The following is a 21,101-nucleotide window of genomic DNA, read 5'->3' on the forward strand; positions in this document are numbered from 1 at the left end:
AAGGGTCGCTTTCCTTCCTTCTGCAAGAAGTTCATCCAGGTCCCCCGTCGAGAAGATGTAGAAGTCGTATCCGGGCACTTTCTCCCACACGGTGTATTTCTTCTCTCCGTTGTATTCGTACTCTACGTATTTCTCTCCACCTTTCTTTGCCTCTTCAAACGCTTTCTCAAACCCTCCAAACTCTTTCACGTCTCTCATGAAATTCCCCATGTCTTTGTGAATCAATACCTTCCCGTCATCCGTGACGAGTACTCCGTAGCCATTTTCACCCAATTTGCCACCTTCTGCCACCGTACGCCAAAAATCCTTGTTCTGAGAGAGATCTATCACATAACCCACCGCACCGAGTGTGCCTGCACCGAACGCACCAAGGGGAGCTAAAACAACGAAGGATGGTTTACCTTCAAAGACATCAGAGGTAACTAAATATGGATTTTGCGAATTCTTAACAAGGTTCATGTATTTTTGATAAATGGTTGATGAAGAATCAATCTGCTTCAATCCATCAGCTTTAGCAATGTAGCCAGAACCCGTCATTTCTTCTATCGCAATTCCAGCAATAAGTGTATTGGAAGCTTCTTTGAGGAGCTTGACCATATTGGAAGCCATGGAATAGGTATCGAGAAGCTGTGCTTCCATGGACTGAGTCAGAACAACTGCCCTTTCTACATACTTGTTCAATTTTTCGGCGAAATAATTTGAAAGAACATGAATCTGAACTGTTGCATTCTTTTTGACAGTTTCAACAACCGCGCCAGAAACGCTCTGATAAATGAGATAAAAACTAACAAGAAGCCCTGCCAGAACAACCAGTATAACAAGGAAAACTTTCGCACGAAGTGTCATGGCTTCACCCTCCCGGTTTCGGTGTTATCAACTTTTATTTTATCAAAGATGTCAACAAAAAAGAAAGGGTACCGGAAACAGCGGGAGTTAAAAACCACCCACTCAAAATCCTTATTAAAACTTTCTTATTTCCCAGATTCATACCCTTCGAGTAACCGGCTCCCAGAACGGCTCCCACAATAGCTTGAGAGGAAGAGACAGGAATCCCAATCAAGCTGAAAGCCCACACAACCATTGCTTGTGATAAAACCGCTATAAGAGAAGTAAAATGATCTAATTCTATTAGATTTTTCCCCACTGTCAACATCACGTTCTTACTGTAGGTGAGAATTCCAAGAGCTATGCTGATTCCACCAAGAAGAGCAGCTTGCTCGATCGTCAGGATCTTTCCGGCGAACACTCCCGTTACGTTCGCGACGTTGTTCGCTCCCAAGGAAAACGCACCGTAAGTACCTATGATCCACGCGGAAGTTTTTATCACACTGTCTTGAATTTGAATGCTGGAAATTCTCCTGAAGAGAAACGAAAGAGCTGGATAGAAGATGAGACTCAAAAGGAAGGCTCCAACTGGTGTTAAAAACCACACAGCAAGTATTTTTGTGATCGCAGAAAGATTGATCCCACCAACGCCCAGTACCGTGACATTGGCTCCTATTATTCCTCCAACCACAGCTTGAGATGTGGACACAGGTATCCCGAGTTTCGTCATGATCGTGACTGTAAGGGCACCTGAAAGAACTGCTATACTGGAGACAAACAGATCAGAAGCACTAAGGGAACTGATATTCTGAAGCCCCTTCGCTCCTCCGAGAACAGAACCCAGAATTACAAAAATGCTCGCCACCATGGTGGCTTTTCTGTAAGGAATGAGTCCCGATCCCACGAAAGGGCCAAAGACGTTTGCCGCATCGTTGGCACCCAGCGCCCATCCCAGAAAGAGAGAAGGTAAAAGGAGTATGAACATTACAACCCCTCCTGTAGTGTGTTTTCTATTGTATCACTTTGAACCCTTTTCATGATACATCTGTCTCAAGTAACGAAGAACTAGAAAACCCAACAGAACTTCACATAATTTTAAAAATAAGGTACCCATTTAGGAAAGAAATTAGAATCTTCTCTTAACCTGTTACATTTAAAATGTATCACGGAGAATGAAAGTTGACCCCCCTATCCCCCTTGAGATACACCCCCCACGGCCTTGGCGGGCTCGAAAGAGCCCGCATTTTTTTGTACAAGAACCCCACCAAATGTGGCCTGATGTGATAGAATTTACACAGCAAATCTCATATTCAGGAGGGATAGTCGTGGTAGATATTGGCACCTTAATCTTTCAAATTTTCTGGATGATCTTTATTTTTTCACTCATTACGCCTTTTCTCAGGAATTCTGCTCTCAAATCAGCCAGAGAAACCCTGATAAGAGAAATTGAAAAAAAGAGAAACAGCCGTGTGATCACACTGATTCACAGAACGGAATCTATCAGTTTTCTCGGTTTTCCAGTACGCAGGTACATAGATATCGAAGACTCTGAAGAGATACTGAGAGCGATTAAGTTAACACCTCCTGATATGCCGATAGATCTCATACTACACACACCTAGCGGACTCGTATTGGCAGCGGAACAGATTGCCAGAGCTTTGAAAATGCACAGGGGAAAGGTAACGGTTTTTGTTCCACATTATGCCATGTCCGGTGGAACGTTGATAGCCCTCGCCGCCGACGAGATTATCATGGATGAGAACGCTGTTCTGGGGCCGCTAGATCCCCAGATAGGAAATATGCCCGCTCCCTCCATTCTCGCCGCTGTAAGAAAAAAGGATGTGAACCAAGTTGATGACCAGACACTGATACTTGCAGACATAGCGGAAAAAGCGATCAGACAGGTTAAAGAATTTGTGGTGGAAATTCTTTCAGACAAAGTGCCAAAGGAGAAAGCTGAAGAAATCGCCGATAAACTCTGCAGTGGACACTGGACACACGATTATCCGCTGAACTACGAAAAACTCAGAGAGATGGGTATACAGGTGAAAACGGACATGCCTCAGGAAATATACGATCTCATGGATCTTTACAAACAGGCCGAACCCAAGAGACCTTCTGTGAACTACATTCCTGCTCCCTACTACAACAGAAAGGAGACGGGTAATGGGAATAGATGAGCTCTACAAAAAGGAATTTGGAATCGTAGCAGGCGTGGATGAAGCAGGAAGAGGATGTCTCGCAGGTCCCGTTGTGGCGGCCGCTGTCGTTCTGGAAAAGGAAATAGAAGGAATAAACGACTCAAAACAGCTTTCTCCCTCGAAAAGGGAGAAGCTCTTCGATGAAATAATGAAGAAGGCAGCTGTTGGTATAGGAATCGCATCTCCAGAGGAAATAGACCTCTACAACATATTCAACGCCACAAAAATTGCTATGAATCGAGCACTGGAGAACCTACCCGTGAAACCCTCGTTCGTGCTCGTTGACGGAAAGGGAATCGAGCTGAATGTTCCCGGTACATGCTTGGTGAAAGGAGATCAGAAAAGTAAACTGATAGGAGCAGCCTCCATTGTTGCAAAAGTATTCAGGGATAGATTGATGAACGAGTTCCACAGGATGTATCCCCAGTTTTCCTTCCACAAACACAAAGGTTACGCCACAAAAGAACATCTGAACGAAATCGGAGAGAACGGAGTTTTACCCATCCACAGGATGAGTTTTGATCCCGTTTTAGAACTTCTGACCGATGATTTGTTGAGGGAGTTCTTCGAAAAAGGACTCATCTCCGAAAATCGATTCGAACATATAAAGAACCTTCTGGGGGCGAGAAAAAGTGTGGTTTTCCGGAAAGAAAGAACAGGTCATAATCTCTCTCTTTTTTAAACACATCGACAAAGTTGAAGAAACTCTGGAATGCGTCTTCGATCTCATAAAAAAGTATTTTGAAGATACTGACGACATCGAGTCTCTTTATCTCCGGACACAAAGGCTTGAAAGCGAAGCCGATCGATTACGTCGAAAAACAGAGATGGAAATGTACAGTGGAGCGTTCCTGCCGAATTTCAGAGGAGATCTTCTGGGACTGATTGAAGCCGTAGATAAGGTGGCGAACAAAGCCGAGTATGTGGCGGACTTGATTGTTCTTCAAAAACCAGAAGTTCCCCACGAACTGAAAGATCTTATTTTGTCGCAGATGGAATATTCTCTGAAGGCTTACGAATCACTGAAAAGTGCACTCAGGTTTTTGTTCGAGGATCTCGAGAGAGTTGAAGAGTTCGTTCTCGCCGTGGAGAAATACGAACACGACGAAGATACCGTGGAGCGAACGGCCCTCAGAAAGCTCTTTGAGATGGACATCGAAAGGTGTGTAAAACTTGAAGTGAAAGAACTGATAAGAAGTATAGGGGACATAGCCGATAGAACGGAGGATGCGTCTGATAGAGCAGAAATCATCCTTCTGAAAAGGAGGTTCTGAAGTGAAAGAGGCAGGGATTCTCTTCGAAGAACTCGTATCCATAATGGAAAAACTGCGATCTCCTGAAGGATGTGAATGGGACAGAAAGCAAACTCACGAGAGCTTGAAGCCGTATCTTATCGAGGAATGCTACGAACTGATCGAAGCGATAGACGAAAAAAACGACGAGATGATGAAAGAGGAACTCGGTGATGTGCTGCTTCAGGTGGTGTTCCACGCACAGATAGCCCGCGAAAGAGGCGCTTTCACCATTGAGGATGTGATACGAACCCTCAACGAAAAATTGATCAGACGACATCCACACGTTTTCGGAGACAGCCCAGGGTATTCTTACAAACAATGGGAAGATATAAAAGCTCAGGAAAAAGGAAAGAAGAAATCTTCGAGGATCGGTGAAATAAACCCGCTCGTTCCCGCTCTCTCGATGGCAAGAAGAATCCAGGAAAACGCGTCGCAGGTGGGATTTGACTGGAAAGATCCAGAAGGAGTCTACGAGAAGATAGAGGAAGAATTGAAAGAACTGAAAGAGGCAAGTAATCCCAGTGAGTTGGAAGAGGAATTCGGTGACCTGTTGTTTTCGATGGTCAATCTCTCAAGATTTCTGAACGTTGATCCTGAATCGGCTCTGAGAAAGGCCACGAGAAAGTTTGTCGAAAGATTCAAAAGGATGGAGGAGTTAATAGAGAAGGATGGTTTGATTCTTGAAGAACTTCCCATTGAAAAGTTGGACGAATACTGGGAAAGGACGAAAGGAGGAGATGAAGCATGAGAAAGTTGATCTTCGCGATTCTGGCGGTACTGGGAATCAGTCTCTTTGGACAGGCAACAATCACATCCAGCACTGTCGTTGCCATAGTCAATGGAGAGTCTATCACCTCTGATTTACTCGAACTCGAAGCAGATATAGATGGAATTTTGAGAAACATTTCTCAGATCGATTTGAGATTTTTCAACGTTCTTACAGGCACCGAAGAAGGCCTGAAATTGCTGTTGAAATACAAACAAGAAGTTCTCAACTCTTTAATAGACGATCTTCTCATTCAGCAGCTTGCGAAAAAAGAGGGAGTCGGAGTAAGTGACGAAGAAGTAAAGGGAGAAGTTGAAACAAGGCTCAAAGAAACAGTTGAATCCATGGGTATAACCCTGGAAGACCTCGACAAGTTTCTTCAGAGCGCCGGATACGGTGATCTCGAAACTTTCAAAAAGAGATTGCAATGGCATATGAAAACACAGCTTTCACTCCAGAGGCTCCAGGAGAAAATCACTCAGAGCGCAACCGTCACACTCGAAGAAGCACAGAACTACTACAATCAGAACAAAGAGACTTACAGAATACCCGCCGCCGTTCATCTCTACAAAATCACCACCGAGGATAAGAGTAAAATGGATGAAGCACTTTCAAAGATCAGAAAAGGGGAAGACTTTCTCGAGGTTGCGACGCAGGTGGCAACCGGTGGTGATCTCGGCTGGATTGAAGAAGGAAAATTGGAAAAAGACATAGAAAGTGTGATTTTCGACGCTCCAGAAGGGGCCATTCTTGGACCCTTCGAGTCCGGAGGTAAATTCGTGCTCTACAAAGTTGTCGAGAAACGATCTTCTTCCTACAAAAAATTCGAAGAGGTCAAACAGGAAATCATGAGTGAATTGCTCGCAGACAAGAAGAATCAGTTGTGGAACGATTGGTTCAACAAAGTGTTCGAAGAGTTCAAAAAGAATAGCCAAATAGAGATAAAACTTGGAGGGAGTCAGGGATGAAATTGAGGACGAAAACGATGGAGTGGTCGGGAGACTCTCTGAGACTCCTTGATCAGAGAAAACTACCATTCGTTGAAGAATACGTGGAGTGCAAAACACACGAAGAAGTTGCGTACGCCATAAAGGAAATGATCGTCAGAGGGGCTCCTGCCATAGGAGTCACCGCGGCGTTTGGATACGTCCTGGGACTCAAAGAATACAAAACGGGAAGCTTGATGGACTGGATGAGACAGGTAAAAGAGACTTTGGCCAGAACAAGGCCCACGGCTGTAAACCTGTTCTGGGCACTGAACAGGATGGAAAAGGTATTCTCCGAGAACTTTGACAGAGAAAATCTCTTCGAGATCTTGGAAAACGAAGCGCTGAAGATGGCATATGAAGATATAGAGGTCAACAAAGCGATTGGAAGGAACGGTGCCCAGCTCATAAAAGATGGATCAACCATCCTCACCCACTGCAACGCAGGAGCCCTCGCAACTGTAGATTACGGTACTGCCCTTGGGGTGATAAGGGCGGCTGTGGAAGCAGGAAAACGAATCAAAGTGTTTGCGGATGAAACAAGACCTTACCTTCAGGGAGCACGACTTACCGCCTGGGAACTCATGAAAGACGGTATAGAAGTCTATGTCATCACCGACAACATGGCCGGGTGGTTGATGAAGAAGGGGTTGATCGATGCCGTCGTGGTTGGAGCGGACAGAATCGCTCTGAACGGTGACACAGCAAACAAAATAGGAACTTATTCTTTAGCCGTTCTTGCGAAGAGAAACAACATACCGTTCTACGTTGCAGCTCCTGTCTCGACGATAGATCCAACTATAAAAAGTGGAGAAGAAATACCCATAGAGGAAAGAAGGCCAGAAGAGGTCACTCACTGTGGCGGGAACAGAATAACCCCGGAGGGAATAAAAGTTCTGAACCCCGCTTTCGACGTCACAGAAAATTCTCTCATAACGGCGATAATAACGGAAAAAGGTGTGATCAAACCTCCTTTCGAAGAGAACATAAAGAAGATCCTTGGGGTGTGATTTTGGAGACCATATTCAGTTTTCTCGAAGAGAGATTTCTTGCGTGGATGTGTATTTTCACAAGGTTCACAGGGTTCTTTTTGATCGCTCCCTTCTTTTCCGAGAGAGTGTTTCCTGTGGAAGTGAGGGTATTTCTGGGATTGTTTACGAGCTGGTTGATGCTCTTTACAGTCGATGCATCCATACCCCTGAATACTCCTGTTTTGAGTTTCACTTTGAATCTGTTTTTCAACTTTCTCGTTGGGTTTGGAATCGGTTTTATCGTCTATCTGTTTCTTCAGGCGTTCAACGGGGCGGGATACATCTTTGGCTTTCAAATTGGATTCGGAATGGAAGAGGTACTGGCCTTCGGTGAAGAAGAAACAAACCCCACGGGAGAACTGGTTTACTTCATCGCTCTCACTGTTTTTGTGCTGATAAAGGGACCTGTTCTCATGTTTGAGGGATTGAGGGACTCAATCGATGTCTTCCCCGTGAACCTCACAGGTATTGCGGACGGGTTCTTCTCTTACATCGTGGAAAGATCGAGCGACTTCTTCGTGTTGATCCTGAAAATAGGAGCACCAGTCATCGCCTTCATGCTCATCATAAGTATTGTTCTTGGTATCGTCTCGAGGCTCATTCCACAGATGAACGTCTTCATGGTCGGATTGCCCCTGAAAGCGATCGTTGGGGTTATATTGATTCTGGGGATGTTGCCGATATGGGCGGACATGGCTCAAAAGATTTCGGCGCTCAGCTGGAACGCTATTCAAGAATTTCTTGGGAAATAGAACTCCTGCTCTTTGCCGAAGCAGAGAGAACAGAACGCGCCACTCCCAGAAAGAGAAGGAGAGTAAGAGAAGAAGGTAGAGCTCCCGTATCCAGGGAGCTTAATATGGCTGTCACCTTCCTCGTGTTCGCCTTAGCGCTGAAGATTCTTGGATATCAAGGTGTACAGAGGATCACAGAAGACGTTCAGGTCTTCCTATCGTTCGAAGAGACGGAAAATTTACTCGTGAATACTGTGAACGCTTTTAAAGACGTGTTTTTGATCATAGGAGCCTTTGTGGTGTTCTCCATGGTCGCAGGCGTTATGATAGGCGCCCTTCAGACAAGATTTTTATTCGCTCCGAAAGCGTTGAAACCTGACCTCAACAGAATCAACCCGATAGAAGGTTTTAAGAGATTGTTCTCACTCAGATCACTCGTGGAACTTTTGAAGTCTGTCCTCAAGGTCGCCATTGTGGGGATTGTGGTCTATCAGGTCTTGAAAAACAGATGGAGCGAAATGATTCTCCTGACAGAAATGAGCGTGAACGATGCCTTTGTGAAATTCTGGGGCATCGCCTCTGAGATCACGTTGAAAAGCGGAATGGTCCTTCTCGCTCTCGCTGTTTTCGATTACTTCTACCAGAGATGGGAATTCGAAAAGAGTATTCGTATGACGAAGCAGGAAGTGAAGGACGAACTGAAAGAAGTGGAAGGAAATCCCGAGATAAAGCGAAGACAAAGACAAATGATGTATGATATCCTACGAAGAAGAATGCTGGAAGAGGTTCCAAAGGCAGATGTTGTGATCACCAACCCCACTCACTTCGCTGTTGCTCTGAAATACGATCCGGACACAATGAACGCACCAGTTGTGATAGCGAAAGGTGTGGATCATCTGGCACTGAAAATAATAGAAATCGCAAAAGAGAACGATGTACCCGTTTTGAGAAATCCGTCTCTTGCGAGGTCTCTATACTACAAAACGGAGATAGGTGAAGAAATTCCGGTAGAATTTTACAGGATAGTTGCGGAGGTACTCGTTTACGTTTACACGAAAAAGGGCGTGAGAATTTGAAGAATGTAGATATAATCGTTTCTCTGATGATAGTTGCTATCGTCCTTTTAATGGTGCTGCCCGTACCGGACAGGATGCTGGATTTTTTCCAGATCCTGAACATAACCCTTTCCATGATCATACTGTTTTCTACCATGTACATAAGAAACGCCCTTGAACTCTCTTCATTTCCAACTCTGCTTCTTGTGGTGACCCTGTTCAGGCTCGGTCTCAACGTAGCTTCAACAAGGCTCATTCTCCTCGAGGGTCCAAAATTCCAGGGACGGGTTATAAGAACCTTCGGAGATTTCGTTGTAAAAGGAGATTATGTCGTTGGTCTCATCGTCTTTTTCATCCTCGTCATCATCCAGTTCATCGTCATCACCAGGGGTGCGGAGAGAATAGCAGAGGTGGCCGCAAGATTCACCCTCGACGCTATGCCCGGAAAACAGATGAGTGTGGATGCTGACCTGAACAGCGGATTGATAACCGAGGAAGAAGCGAGGAAAAGGAGAGAAGACATCAGGAGAGAAGCGGATTTCTATGGAGCCATGGACGGTGCAAGCAAATTCGTGAGAGGAGATGCCATAGCGAGTATTATCATCGTTTTTATAAACATAATCGGCGGACTTCTGATAGGTATGCTCAGACACGGGATGAGTCTTGTAGAGGCCGCTCAGGAATACGTGATCCTCACCGTGGGAGATGGCCTTGCGGCACAGATCCCGGCCCTTCTCGTTTCAACCGCCACCGGTATAATTGTCTCCAGGGCCGCATCCAAGGAAAATCTCGGAAAAGATCTCGTCACAGAACTTTCGAGAGAAACGAAAGTACTCCTCCTCACCGGTGGAGTGTTGATTTTCTTGGGCATTTTCACTCCCATACCGTTCTTCAGCGCCATACTTGGTGGAGCGTTGATACTTCTTGCGGTGTACACCTCCCGAGCCGTTCCTCAGGAGGAACTGGCGGGTCCTACTCCTACGGAAAGACCCAGTGGGCCAGTTCTCTCTACACCTGAAGAGGTTTCCGAGATCATACAGAGCGATACCGTTGAGGTGGAGATCGGCTACGGATTGATACCGCTCGCCGATCCATCACAGGGAGGAGACCTCCTCGATAGAATCACCTCCATCAGAAAACAGCTCGCATTCGAGCTGGGACTTGTCGTCTCTCCCATCAGAGTAAGGGACAGTGTGCTTTTGAAACCAAACGAATATTCCATAAAGATCCGCGGAAGCGAAGTTGCAAGGTACGAACTCGTACCAAACAGGCTCCTCGCCATAAATCCAGGAACTGCTAAGGAAAAGATTCCTGGTATTCCAACCAGAGAACCAGCGTTCAATTTGGAAGCATACTGGATAGAAGAGTGGAGAAAGGAAGAAGCCCAGCAAAAAGGTTACACGGTCGTGGATCCACCAACCGTGTTCGCCACACACCTTTCTGAAGTCCTGAGAAGACACGCCGATGAACTCCTCGGCTTCAAAGAGCTCGAACTTCTTATAGAAGGACTGAAGGAGAAGTTCCCGAAGCTGGTGGAAGACCTCATACCGGATGTTTTGAAGCCCGCTGAAATCAAAAAGATACTTCAAAGACTTCTAAAAGAGGGAGTATCCATTCGAAACCTTCCAACGATCTTTGAAACTCTACTTGAGAGTGCTGAGAAAAGTAAGGATATAGACTACCTCGTGGAAAGCGTAAGGAAAGCGCTGAGACGTCAAATAGCTTCGATGATCCGTTCCGAAGATGGGAAGATACACGCGATCGTTCTGGAGAGAGACCTCGAGCAGAAGCTCCTGGAATCGCTGAAAGAATTAGGAGAAGAAAGGGAGCTTCTTCTCAACCCTGAAGTTTCCAGAGAGTTGATGAACAAAATTTCAAACGAACTGGGAAATCTCATGAAAAAAGGTTATCAACCTGTTATCGTGTGTTCGGCAAGGATCAGACCTTACTTTTCCAGATACATAATGCGAACGATCCCGGGTGTTTATGTGATTTCCTACGATGAAATACCAGATGACTACATCCTTCAAATTGAAGGTGTGGTGAAATTATGAAAATAAAAAAATACGTTGCTGAGAGCATCAGAGAAGCGATGATAATGATAAGGAGGGAACTGGGAGAAAACGCCGTTATTTTGAGTTCTCGAAGAATAAAAAAAGGGGGGTTCTTTGGAATAGGTGGAAGAACGTACTTTGAAGTGACAGCTGCGGTTGAGGAAGAAAGAGAAAAAGAGGAAAACACGAGCTACAGACTACAGGAAATACTCGTAAAGAATCGACAGATTTCGAACGATAATATCAAAGGGGAGTTCGATGAGATAAAACGGACGATAAACGAGATAAAGCAGATGCTTGTAACTGAAAAGAGGCAAACTCTACCAGAAGGGCTTTCAAAAATTCTTTACGGTATGGAGAAACAGGAAATTCTCCCGGAAATCAGATACAAACTGATAGATTTTCTGAGAATGAAGTTTGGAGATCTGGATCCGAATTCGAATGAGACTTTCAAGATTTTGTCGGAGCAATTCGCAAACCTTGTGAAGACAAATGCACCAGATTTCAAAAACGCAAAAGTACTCTTTGTGGGAACAACAGGTGTAGGGAAAACTACTTCACTCGCCAAACTTGCGGCTCGTTTCAAGATAGACGAAAAGAAAAGAGTCGCTATACTGACACTCGACACGTACCGGATAGCGGCAGCGGAACAGTTGAAAATATACGCAGATATCATGGACATTCCCATGAAGATCGCTTATACTCCAAAAGAAGCCGAGTACGAAATGATGGCTCTGAAGGATTACGACATCGTTCTTGTGGACACAGCCGGGAGAAGTCATCAAAACGATCTTCAAATGAGCGAACTCAGAGCACTTTCAGAAGCTGTAAAGCCAGATATCACTTTTCTGGTAATTTCTATGAACTACAAGCTCGATGACGTGAAAAGAATCGCTGAAAGGTTCTCCGCCGTGAAACCAACTCACATCATTCTCACCAAAATGGATGAAACATCGATGTACGGAACGTTCATAAACATATCAGAAATCACGGGACTTCCCATCGCATTCGTGACAAATGGGCAGAGAGTCCCCGATGATATATTCGAAGCGAATTCCGTGGAACTTGCCAGGATTGTCGCCGGTGAGGTGTTGAATCATGCCAGATCAGGCGGAACATCTGAGAAAGACTGAACCGAATATAATAAGTGTTCTCAGCGGTAAGGGTGGTGTAGGAAAATCCGTGATAGCTGTCAACCTTTCCCTTGCTCTTAAAGAGAAAGGGTTGAAGGTTCTTCTGTTCGATGCCGACGTGGGGTTTGGAAGTGTCGAGATTCTCCTCGGTTTCATGGCACCCAAGACCCTGAAAGACTTCTTCAAGTCAAACGTGAGGATAGAAGACATCGTTTTTGAAACAAAGTACGGCGTGGACGTGCTCAGTTCAGGAATAGACATAGAGGATCTCATTCTCTTCAATTTGAGCGATCGTCGGCGCTTCTTCGACGAGTTTGCCAGACTTCTCAAGAAATACGATTATCTCGTTATAGATTTTCCACCGGGGTACAACGAAAACCTGGATGAGTTCTATATCCAATCAGACTTCCTCATTCTCGTTACCACTCCGGAACCAACCTCGATCATAAACACCTACACTCTGATAAAGCTTCTCTCGGTGAAAGGGATCACACCTGAGGAGATATTTCTGGTGATGAACATGGCAAGAAACATGAAAGAAGGAAGACTAGCAGCCGACAGGCTGAAAAGGGTAGTCGAAAAATTCGTTGGTTTTACGATAAAGAACTACTTTGTGATAAAAGAGGATCAGGTTGTACAGAAGAGTGTGTCCTCACAGGAGCCATTCGTGCAATCCCACAGTCATTCACAACCATCCCTTGCCATCTACGGTCTGAGAGAAAAGATCTTGAAGGAACCTGTTCAAAAGAAAGGTTTTTTGAGCAAGATAAGACAGATGCTGGGAATAGGGTGAGAAAGAATGGAGTACTACACGGAGCTTGTCAACGCAAAAGAAGTGATAAAACCAGGCCAAAATGTGATCGTGGAGGTCTCTGCACCGGAGGATCTGGAAGGTCAGTACAAAAGCAGTGTACATGATGTGGATTTTGAAAAGGGAATTCTCATCCTTTCAATGCCGAGCTTCCAAGGAAGATTGGTCCCACTTCCTCGTGGAACCAGGTGTACTGTGATGATACTGGACAGTTCTGCGATATATGTTTTCAGAACAGGCGTGCTCGAGAGTGGTAGGGATGAAGATGGTTTTCCGGTGACAAAAGTACCTTTCCCTGGAAGATTGAGGAAGATTCAAAGGAGAAGATTCAAGAGAATAAAGATATTTCTCGAAGGAACGTACAGGGTCGCTTCGAGGGATGAACCACCGAAAAGATTTGTGACGAAAGATTTCAGTGCCGGTGGCATGCTCATGGTGGCGAGAGATATTCTGACACCGGAACAGATCATATACGTTACGCTCGATCTGGACGAAGACCTAAAACTCCAGGATCACCCGGCGAGAGTTGTGAGGGAAGCAGGTGTTCTCGAAACGGGAGAGAGAATGTACGGTGTGGAGTTTTTGAACGTTCCTCCTGCTCTGGAAAAGAAACTGGTGAGTTTTGTTTTCAAGAAAGAGATAGAAATGAGAAACAAGGAAAGGAGTGAAAGCGAATGAAGATCTCGGAAAGACAGAAAGACCTTTTGAAAGAGATAGGAAACATAGGGGCCGGAAACGCCGCCACCGCGATTTCTTACATGATAAATAAGAAGGTCGAAATCTCCGTTCCAAACGTGGAAATCGTACCGATCAGTAAAGTCATATTCGTAGCAAAGGAGCCTGAAGAGATAGTCGTCGGTGTGAAAATGCCTGTAACAGGAGAAATAGAAGGAAGTATTCTTCTCATAATGGGAACAACAGTTGTGAGGAAAATACTCGAAATTCTGACGGCTCAGTCTCCTGACAATCTGTTGAACCTCGATGAATTTTCCGCTTCGGCGCTTCAGGAGATAGGGAACATAATGTGCGGTACTTACGTTTCTGCCCTTGCGGATTTTCTTGGTTTCAAGATCGACACACTTCCTCCACAGCTTGTCATCGACATGATATCTGCCATATTCGCAGAAGCTTCCATAGAAGAGCTGGAAGATAACTCGGAAGATCAGATAGTGTTCGTAGAAACGCTCTTGAAAATAGAAGAGGAAGAGCCTCTGACGTCCTACATGATGATGATACCAAAGCCGGGATATCTGGCAAAGATCTTCGAAAGGATGGGGATTCAAGAATGAAAAAAGTCATCGGAATAGGGGAATACGCGGTTATGAAAAATCCCGGAGTGATCGTGACTCTTGGGTTGGGATCCTGCGTTGCTGTGTGTATGAGAGATCCTGTGGCGAAAGTCGGAGCCATGGCACACGTCATGCTCCCAGACAGTGGAGGAAAAACGGACAAACCCGGCAAATACGCAGACACGGCTGTAAAAACACTGGTGGAAGAGCTAAAGAAAATGGGAGCGAAAGTGGAAAGACTGGAAGCAAAAATAGCGGGTGGGGCCAGTATGTTCGAATCCAAGGGAATGAACATAGGAGCGAGGAACGTGGAAGCAGTGAAAAAGCACTTGGAAGAATTTGGTATCAAACTGGCGGCGGAAGACACGGGGGGTAACAGAGCAAGGAGCGTTGAATACAATATTGAAACTGGAAAGCTTCTCGTGAGAAAAGTGGGTGGTGGTGAACAATTAGAAATAAAAGAAATTTAGTATGGGACAAGGAAAGTATGATAAGAAGCTTGCTTCCCTTTATAAAGAGAATAGCGGAAGATCTGGTACAGACCTTACCCCCGAACGTGGAGGTAGACGATCTGATTCAGGAAGGAATCGTCGCGGCCCTGTCTTCTCTGGAAAGGTACGATCCATCGAAAGCGAGTTTCACGACGTTTATAATGAAGAGAGTGAAAGGTGCAATGTACGATTATCTGAGAAAAATAGACTGGATGCCAAGGAACCTGAGAAAAAACGTGAAGATGATCGAAAAAGCGATATACGAAAGCGAGGAGTTCCCGTCCGATGAAGAGATAGCCAAAAGAACCGGTCTTGAATTGAAAGAAGTCGTTCGCACAAGAAACGAAATGATGAGGAAGCAGCTTCTCATGATAGATGCGATGGAAGACGAAATCGTTCTGAAAACAGAAGGACCAGACGAAAACGCGTACCGCGAGCTCCTGGTGGAAGAGATGAGGAAGGCAATTGAAAAACTCTCGGACAAAGAAAAACTGGTTCTGTCTCTCAGATTCGAAAAGGATCTATCTTTAAAAGAAATAGCGAAAGTACTCGATGTTTCTGAATCCCGTGTTTCTCAAATTATAAGTAAGTCGCTTCTGAAAATAAAGAAAGAAGTGATGGGCGATGATCAGGCCGGTTGATTTCCAGGGATTTGTCGTGAAGGGTGTGGAGTCCGTTCAAAACATCTCTCAAACGCTGAACCAGCAGACACTGGTTCAGCAGGCCCTTTCTCAACATCTATTACATCAGATTCAGAGAGAACAAAGTTCAGTTAAAGAGAGTAACACCGCTGAAAGAGCAGAAGTGAGAACTTCCACAGAAAGAAGACAACGAGGTTTTTTGAAGACTGGAACTCACCCTTTGCTGAAAAAGAAAAAAACGTCAATAAAAGAAGAGAACAAGGGATTGTTCATGGACGTGAGAACATGACAATAGCATATCTCGATTCAAGAAAGATGGAAGGAAAGTTCATAGGTGGGCTTCTTCTAGTCGACGAAAGAGGAATCCCTGTGGAGTTCAAGTACACAGATCCGGTGGTTCCAAACGAACTCCAGAAGATCCTCTACGGCAGCTCAATCGACGCCTATTTGAAGGGAGAACTGATTGCAAAAACACTGCTGAAGAAAATGGAGAAAAGACCGGATTTCGTTTTTGTACGAGATCCGGAGCTTCTGGAAGTGGACGACAGGCTTCTTCTGATCGTGGAAAGAACTGAAAAAGTGGAAACCCCAACGCGTGGATCTGAGGAGGAGATTCTTCTGCCGTTCAAAGGATCCTCGGTGAAAATTGTGGGAAAAATATCCGATGAGGACATGAAAAAACTCGCTGATCTTCTGGAGACCTTCGATGTTATGGAACCATTTCAAAGACTGGAAAAGGCGCTGGAGTATCTATGTTCGGAAAAATAGCTGCCCTGATAAAGAAATGGATAGAGGGTTTTCTTCTCGAATTGAAAGGTCCTTCTGTTGAAAAAATAGATCCTTCTTTTCAACTTCCAGCTGTAAGGGAACAGCCTTTCCAGAGTAAGGTGAACGTTTTCTCTCTAAAAGAAGAAACAACGGTTCACGATGGTACAACAGGCGAACAACAGCTCTCTATAAAAGAATGTTCCCTTGAGAATGAAATACGATGCAAGACAGGAACTCCAGAAATTCTAATCTCCAAGACCCACCTTTTTAACCCCGATCTTTCGGATTTATCACTCTACAGTGAAAGCGTTCATTTCACAGTCAAGGTGAAAACGATTCTCTCTGCGAAAGTGGATGTTTTCGCAAACATCAGCATTCCAATTTTGTGGAGAATGAGAATAAAGAGGGAGGTGTTCGTCGACAGAAAAAAAATAGAAGGAGCACTGAAGGTGCTCCTGGATAATTTGAAAGATAGAAAGATCGACAGGATCAAGTTTGTCGGCTACTATAAGAATGTTCCCGCTGGTAAAATCAGCTTGTTCTCTTCTGATCTTCTCGTTGAGATCGACAAAGGTCCTTCTAAGAATCTCGTCGTTTTTGAATTAGAAATCAACGGAAAAAGAAAACACGTTTTCATTTCTGTTCAATGAGTTTTGATAGTTCTTCGACGTTTTCAATCACTATTTTGAAAAACTTAAAGGCTTCCGTGTCCACTTCGGAATTCCGGTCCATGAAGTAGTACATCACCTTCTTCTTGAATTGCTCCCTCTCCTCGACAGACATCCTGAGAATTTGAGTAACTATTACCCTGATTCTCGAATCTTCCTCCATTGCTTTAAGTATTTCTCGTATTTCCGGTTTCATCACTCATTTTTGTTATTTTCCAGAAAAACTTTGAAAGAAATTCCAGTCCTCACATCATCCCCTATTTTGATTTCAATGAAACCCGGTACAACGAAGAGGTCTTTTCCAGATTCTTCCAGAAATCTCCTTGCAACTGCCAAAGCCTTTACCGCTTGGTTCACTGCACCGGCACCGATAGCCTGGATCTCCACCTTTTCGCTCTTGGTAAGAGAACCCGCTATCGCACCGGCTACCTTGTTGGGGTTCGAGTTCGAACTGACCTTCAGGATTTCCATTCTACCATTCCTCCTTACTCACGGGTTTCTAACTTGCATTTTATCATAAAAGAATTGGAGATTTCAAACTTGTTCCAAAGTAACTTCTCTCAGGTATTTAGCGGCATCTTCCGGAGGCACCGTGTTTATATAGAACCCTGTCCCCCACTCGAAGCCCGCTACTTTTGTCAATCTCGGGAATATCTCTATGTGCCAGTGGTAATAATCCTTGCCTTCGAGACTCGTGGGAGCAGTGTGGATCAAAAGATTGTAAGGTGGATTGTCTAAGGCAGCGTATATCCTGTAGAGAACGTTCTTTAGAATCTTTGCAAGAGATCCCACTTCATCCTCGGATATCAGATGAAAGCTGTTCATGTGCCTTTTTGGAAGAATCCACGTTTCGAATGGAAATCTGGCAGCGAAGGGTTCCAGAGCGATGAAGTGATCGTTTTCTTCAACTATTCTTTCCCTCTCTTTCTTCTCCTCATCTATGATATCGCAGAAAGGACATCTTTCTTTGTATTCGTAGTATTCTTTCGAACCGTCGAGTTCTTCCTGAACCCTCTTTGGCATGATGGGAACAGCAATTATCTGACTGTGAGGATGACTGAGAGAGGCTCCGGCATCCTTTCCGTGATTTTTGAAAATCAGTATGTATTTTACTCTCTCATCCTTCATGATCTGTTCGTATCTGATCTTGTAAGCCCAAATGACTTCTTCTACGTTCCTGTAATCCATAACGGCGAGGTGGGAGTTGTGATCTGGGGTTTCAATGACCACATCGTGGTAACCAAACCCTATCGCCGCATCGTACATACCTCTTCCGTATTTCCTCAAAGGTACATTGGGATCAACCGCTGGGAATTTGTTTGGAACAACGCGCACCCACCAACCCGGTGTGTTGGGTTCTGTGTCTGCAGGCCTGAAGGCGAATATCTCCGGTGGAGTGGTGTGTTCGTTTCCATAATCGAAGGGACAGAAACCATCACGCACTTCTTCTACTTTCGTTCTTGCAAAGTCATGGGGTCTTTTCGCTCTCTCCGTGGCTATGATAACCCACCTTTTTATAATGGGATCTTTTCTGAATTCAGGCATATTTTCACCTTCCAACCTTTGCAAGGGCTTTCTTGTAAAGTTCAACGTATTCTTTAGCGGACCTGTCCCAGGACAGATCCGTGTTCATGGCATTTGTCATAATCCTTTTCCAGTGTTCCCTTTCCCTGTAGTAAAAGTGAAGAGCCTTTGAAACTGCCTTCAACAGATGAGCGGAATCGTACTTCTTGAATCCAAAACCCGTACCTTCCATCGATTGTGGATCGTATTCTCTCACTGTATCTGCCAGACCCCCCGTGTATCTCACAACGGGGATTGTTCCATATCTCATACTGAACATCTGCCCCAAACCACACGGTTCGTATCTGCTCGGCATGAGGAATATATCTGCACCGGCGTATATCTTCTGCGCCAGTTCGACATCGAACTTTATGTTCGCTGATACTTTGTCTGGATACCTTTCTTGTAACTTTCTGAAGGCGTTTTCGTACTGTTCATCTCCCGTTCCAAGAACGACGATCTGAAGATCAAAGAGCGTCAGATAATCCATCACATCAACCAGAAGGTCCAGACCTTTCTGGGGAACGAGTCTGCTGATCAACCCGGCCACAGCTGTTTCTTTGTTAACGGGAAGCCCCAGTTCTTCCTGAAGCTTCACCTTGTTTTCCCACTTGAGTTCAAGACGATTCACGTCGTAGTTGATGTAAATGTATTTGTCCGTGGCTGGATTATAAAGCTCGTAATCTATTCCGTTCAATATACCGTAGAGATCTTTCGATCGCATTCTCAGTACACCATCGAGTTTCTCACCGTACTCCTCCGTCTGAATTTCCTCGGCGTAAGTGGGACTAACCGTGTTTATCACATCGCTGAACACTATTCCACCCTTGAGGAAATTCAGCTGTCCGTAGAACTCTAAGCCGTCGATGGTGAAAACATAGCCTGGAAGACCCGCAAAAGAGAGATACTTCGGATCGAACACACCTTGATATCCAAGGTTGTGAATTGTCAGGGATGTGGCCGTTCTGGAAAAGTAAGGATCGTCTCTGTAAACGGTTTTCAAGTAGACGGGAATCAGAGCGGTTTGCCAGTCGTTCACGTGGACGATATCGGGTTTCAAATCAAGATGTTTTATCAGATCCAGAGTGGCCGCACAGAAGAAAATCGCCTGTTCTCCAAGATCTGGCCCCGCGTAGACACTTTCCGCAGAGAAGTAATAATCGTTAGCAACAAAATACGTTTTCACATCGCTTCCGGGAAGAACGGATTCGTATATATCGAACCTCTGGTCGGTTTTGACATAAGAAACAGGAAGGCCTTCGGCTACTTTCTTGATCTCGTATCCGAACTTCTCCGCATTTTTTTCGACGATTCTGTGTTTTGGCATAACTATCGTGACATCTACTCCGTGTTTCTTTAAGTACTTTGGAAGAGTTCCTGCAACGTCCGCCAACCCTCCTACCTTCGCGAATGGAAAAACCTCGTAAGAAACGAACACCACTTTCATCCTTTCACCTCCAGTTTCAGCGGTGCGTCGTGTGGAAAAACTAAGAGATCGATCTTTCCAACTCTGTCAAAGAAGTTCTTAACTTGAACGCTTCCGTACCCTTTGATTATATCATAGTAGCTAAGCCTGTTAGGTGTAATATCCCCTGTGATCAGCACTCTTCCTGCATTCTCTGTATCAAGAAGAAAAGAAAGGTGTTCTCTGGCGTGCCATGGAGTGTGAAACACCTTTATTTTTCCGTCGAACAGCGTTTCCTCGCCCTTCAGAAGCACCACGTTTTTCCACGAAGAGATCACCTTCGAATAGATTCTCCCCACGATCGTACCAAAAGAAGTATAGTTCTTCGTTTTGTAAGATTCGTGAACATAGAAAGTAGCGTTCTCGAAGAGGACGGAGTTGAAGATATGATCTAGATGTACGTGTGTGAACAGAACGTCTGTTATATCATCCGGAGGAATTCCAAGCTCAGAGAACTCCTTTTCCAGTTCGTCCATAGAAGAGAGGTTACCGGGGTCGATGATGATTCTTCTGTCACCGTGTTCCAGATAAACAACCGTGGAAAAGTGAGCGTTCAACCTTCCTGGAACAAAAACGCTTCCACCCGTTACGAGGATTTTCAACTCCACTCGGCATCACCCCGCAAGATAGCTCAGAATCGCTATGAACAAGCAGTAGTAGGAAAACTGCCACATCCTTCCGGATCTCACAGATCTTGAAAGCACGTAAAGAGCAAAAAGACCAGAAAGAAACGCAAAAATCGGTGCAAGAACAGTTATGTTTCCTCTTTCTAAGCCAAGGATTCCTGCACCCAGAACAACTGGTATGGACATCAGAAAGGAATATTGAAGAGCATCTTCATTTTTGTACTTCATAAACAAAAGAGAAGCCACAGTGATTCCACTTCTTGAAATACCCGGGAAGAGAGCAAAGAGTTGGGCAACCCCAACAAGAAAAGCATCGAGAAAACTCATGTTTTCCATTCTCTTTTCACCAGACGAATAATACCTGGTGAACAGCAGGATCAAAGCGGTTACAGAGAAAAACAGAGGGAGAAAGTGTGGCGAAGAAAACAGCCGATCGATTTGTTTTTCAAAGAGAACTCCAAAAACAGCGGCTGGAATGGTTGAAATGATCAGATTCAGGATGATTCTCCAGTTTCTCAGACTCCTTCTTATGCCATCGAGCGTAAAAAGAACAACGGACACCAGCGTTCCAAGATGCAAAATGGCCGTCTGGTAAGCGTTCAGATCCGTTTTTAACAGATGCGACAGAAGAGTCAGGTGTCCAGAACTGGAAACAGGAAGAAATTCTGTTAGTCCCTGTACTATTCCGAGCAGCAGATCCAC

Annotated in this window: 26 protein-coding genes; 18 read left to right on the forward strand and 8 right to left on the reverse strand. The window is 44.8% G+C overall.

Going from position 1 to position 21,101, the window contains the following annotated elements:
- Positions 1-846: PDC sensor domain-containing protein (locus tag MC24_RS06835; protein WP_038053797.1), on the reverse strand; the 846-nt coding region annotated here is incomplete at its 3' end.
- A gap of 34 nt (positions 847-880) precedes the next feature.
- Positions 881-1,810, reverse strand: a complete 930-nt coding sequence (locus MC24_RS06840) for an inorganic phosphate transporter (RefSeq protein ID WP_038053798.1) — start codon at positions 1,808-1,810, stop codon at positions 881-883.
- A gap of 340 nt (positions 1,811-2,150) precedes the next feature.
- On the opposite strand from MC24_RS06840, the gene MC24_RS06845 reads away from it, so the two are divergent.
- From MC24_RS06845 to MC24_RS06930, 18 genes are read left to right on the forward strand one after another with little or no spacing between them, the layout of a single operon-like run.
- Entirely contained in the window at positions 2,151-3,005 is an 855-nt protein-coding gene (locus tag MC24_RS06845) for an SDH family Clp fold serine proteinase (RefSeq protein ID WP_038053799.1), read from the forward strand.
- Positions 2,992-3,708, forward strand: coding sequence for a ribonuclease HII (locus MC24_RS06850; RefSeq protein WP_038053800.1), 717 nt, complete (start codon positions 2,992-2,994; stop codon positions 3,706-3,708). Before MC24_RS06845 ends, MC24_RS06850 begins: the two co-directional genes overlap by 14 nt.
- Positions 3,659-4,300: a TIGR00153 family protein gene (locus MC24_RS06855; protein ID WP_038053803.1), complete on the forward strand. Its 642-nt coding sequence runs from the start codon at positions 3,659-3,661 to the stop codon at positions 4,298-4,300. Before MC24_RS06850 ends, MC24_RS06855 begins: the two co-directional genes overlap by 50 nt.
- A gap of 1 nt (position 4,301) precedes the next feature.
- Complete coding sequence (gene mazG / locus MC24_RS06860; protein ID WP_038053813.1) at positions 4,302-5,069, forward strand: nucleoside triphosphate pyrophosphohydrolase; 768 nt, start codon at positions 4,302-4,304, stop codon at positions 5,067-5,069.
- Positions 5,066-6,055, forward strand: a complete 990-nt coding sequence (locus MC24_RS06865; protein ID WP_038053815.1) for a peptidyl-prolyl cis-trans isomerase — start codon at positions 5,066-5,068, stop codon at positions 6,053-6,055. Before mazG ends, MC24_RS06865 begins: the two co-directional genes overlap by 4 nt.
- Positions 6,052-7,083 (forward strand): S-methyl-5-thioribose-1-phosphate isomerase, encoded by a 1,032-nt coding sequence (mtnA, locus tag MC24_RS06870; RefSeq protein ID WP_038053817.1) that lies wholly within the window; start codon positions 6,052-6,054, stop codon positions 7,081-7,083. The genes MC24_RS06865 and mtnA overlap by 4 nt, the downstream gene beginning before the upstream one ends.
- A complete protein-coding gene (gene fliR, locus MC24_RS06875; protein ID WP_156105093.1) occupies positions 7,080-7,856 on the forward strand; it encodes a flagellar biosynthetic protein FliR in 777 nt (258 codons plus the stop codon). Before mtnA ends, fliR begins: the two co-directional genes overlap by 4 nt.
- Positions 7,787-8,911 (forward strand): flagellar biosynthesis protein FlhB, encoded by a 1,125-nt coding sequence (gene flhB, locus MC24_RS06880; protein ID WP_038053821.1) that lies wholly within the window; start codon positions 7,787-7,789, stop codon positions 8,909-8,911. Before fliR ends, flhB begins: the two co-directional genes overlap by 70 nt.
- Positions 8,908-10,944, forward strand: a complete 2,037-nt coding sequence (gene flhA / locus MC24_RS06885; protein WP_038053823.1) for a flagellar biosynthesis protein FlhA — start codon at positions 8,908-8,910, stop codon at positions 10,942-10,944. Before flhB ends, flhA begins: the two co-directional genes overlap by 4 nt.
- Entirely contained in the window at positions 10,941-12,077 is a 1,137-nt protein-coding gene (gene flhF, locus MC24_RS06890) for a flagellar biosynthesis protein FlhF (RefSeq protein WP_038053826.1), read from the forward strand. Before flhA ends, flhF begins: the two co-directional genes overlap by 4 nt.
- Complete coding sequence (locus MC24_RS06895) at positions 12,043-12,870, forward strand: MinD/ParA family protein (protein ID WP_038053829.1); 828 nt, start codon at positions 12,043-12,045, stop codon at positions 12,868-12,870. The genes flhF and MC24_RS06895 overlap by 35 nt, the downstream gene beginning before the upstream one ends.
- Before the next feature lie 6 nt (positions 12,871-12,876).
- Positions 12,877-13,566: a flagellar brake protein gene (locus tag MC24_RS06900; protein WP_038053832.1), complete on the forward strand. Its 690-nt coding sequence runs from the start codon at positions 12,877-12,879 to the stop codon at positions 13,564-13,566.
- Positions 13,563-14,177 (forward strand): CheY-P phosphatase CheC, encoded by a 615-nt coding sequence (cheC, locus tag MC24_RS06905; protein WP_038053834.1) that lies wholly within the window; start codon positions 13,563-13,565, stop codon positions 14,175-14,177. The genes MC24_RS06900 and cheC overlap by 4 nt, the downstream gene beginning before the upstream one ends.
- Positions 14,174-14,647, forward strand: coding sequence for a chemoreceptor glutamine deamidase/glutamate methylesterase CheD (gene cheD / locus MC24_RS06910; protein WP_038053837.1), 474 nt, complete (start codon positions 14,174-14,176; stop codon positions 14,645-14,647). Before cheC ends, cheD begins: the two co-directional genes overlap by 4 nt.
- A gap of 17 nt (positions 14,648-14,664) precedes the next feature.
- Entirely contained in the window at positions 14,665-15,309 is a 645-nt protein-coding gene (locus tag MC24_RS06915; RefSeq protein WP_038053841.1) for a FliA/WhiG family RNA polymerase sigma factor, read from the forward strand.
- Positions 15,293-15,598 carry a hypothetical protein gene (locus MC24_RS06920; protein ID WP_038053844.1) on the forward strand — a complete coding sequence of 102 codons (306 nt, stop codon included), beginning with the start codon at positions 15,293-15,295 and terminating at the stop codon, positions 15,596-15,598. Before MC24_RS06915 ends, MC24_RS06920 begins: the two co-directional genes overlap by 17 nt.
- Positions 15,595-16,077: a hypothetical protein gene (locus tag MC24_RS06925; RefSeq protein WP_038053847.1), complete on the forward strand. Its 483-nt coding sequence runs from the start codon at positions 15,595-15,597 to the stop codon at positions 16,075-16,077. The genes MC24_RS06920 and MC24_RS06925 overlap by 4 nt, the downstream gene beginning before the upstream one ends.
- Entirely contained in the window at positions 16,062-16,727 is a 666-nt protein-coding gene (locus MC24_RS06930; protein ID WP_038053849.1) for a hypothetical protein, read from the forward strand. Before MC24_RS06925 ends, MC24_RS06930 begins: the two co-directional genes overlap by 16 nt.
- On the opposite strand, the gene MC24_RS06935 is transcribed toward MC24_RS06930, so the two are convergent.
- The 6 genes from MC24_RS06935 to MC24_RS06960 all read right to left on the reverse strand — a co-directional run bounded on the left by MC24_RS06935 (position 16,711) and on the right by MC24_RS06960 (position 21,101).
- Positions 16,711-16,941: a hypothetical protein gene (locus MC24_RS06935; RefSeq protein WP_038054219.1), complete on the reverse strand. Its 231-nt coding sequence runs from the start codon at positions 16,939-16,941 to the stop codon at positions 16,711-16,713. The two genes, MC24_RS06930 and MC24_RS06935, sit on opposite strands and share 17 nt — an antisense overlap.
- On the reverse strand, positions 16,941-17,216 hold the full coding sequence (locus MC24_RS06940) for a stage V sporulation protein S (protein WP_004080683.1): 276 nt from the start codon (positions 17,214-17,216) through the stop codon (positions 16,941-16,943). The genes MC24_RS06935 and MC24_RS06940 overlap by 1 nt, the downstream gene beginning before the upstream one ends.
- A 63-nt stretch (positions 17,217-17,279) precedes the next feature.
- On the reverse strand, positions 17,280-18,290 hold the full coding sequence (gene galT, locus MC24_RS06945) for a galactose-1-phosphate uridylyltransferase (RefSeq protein ID WP_038053852.1): 1,011 nt from the start codon (positions 18,288-18,290) through the stop codon (positions 17,280-17,282).
- Positions 18,291-18,294: 4 nt separating this feature from the next.
- Positions 18,295-19,755, reverse strand: a complete 1,461-nt coding sequence (locus MC24_RS06950; protein WP_038053854.1) for a glycogen synthase — start codon at positions 19,753-19,755, stop codon at positions 18,295-18,297.
- Positions 19,752-20,381, reverse strand: coding sequence for an MBL fold metallo-hydrolase (locus MC24_RS06955; protein WP_038053856.1), 630 nt, complete (start codon positions 20,379-20,381; stop codon positions 19,752-19,754). The genes MC24_RS06950 and MC24_RS06955 overlap by 4 nt, the downstream gene beginning before the upstream one ends.
- Positions 20,382-20,387: 6 nt before the next feature.
- The gene (locus tag MC24_RS06960; protein ID WP_038053858.1) at positions 20,388-21,101 is read right to left on the reverse strand and encodes an undecaprenyl-diphosphate phosphatase; all 714 of its coding nucleotides are present in this window, start codon (positions 21,099-21,101) and stop codon (positions 20,388-20,390) included.

The organism is Thermotoga sp. Mc24 (assembly GCF_000784835.1).
Taxonomy (GTDB): domain Bacteria; phylum Thermotogota; class Thermotogae; order Thermotogales; family Thermotogaceae; genus Thermotoga.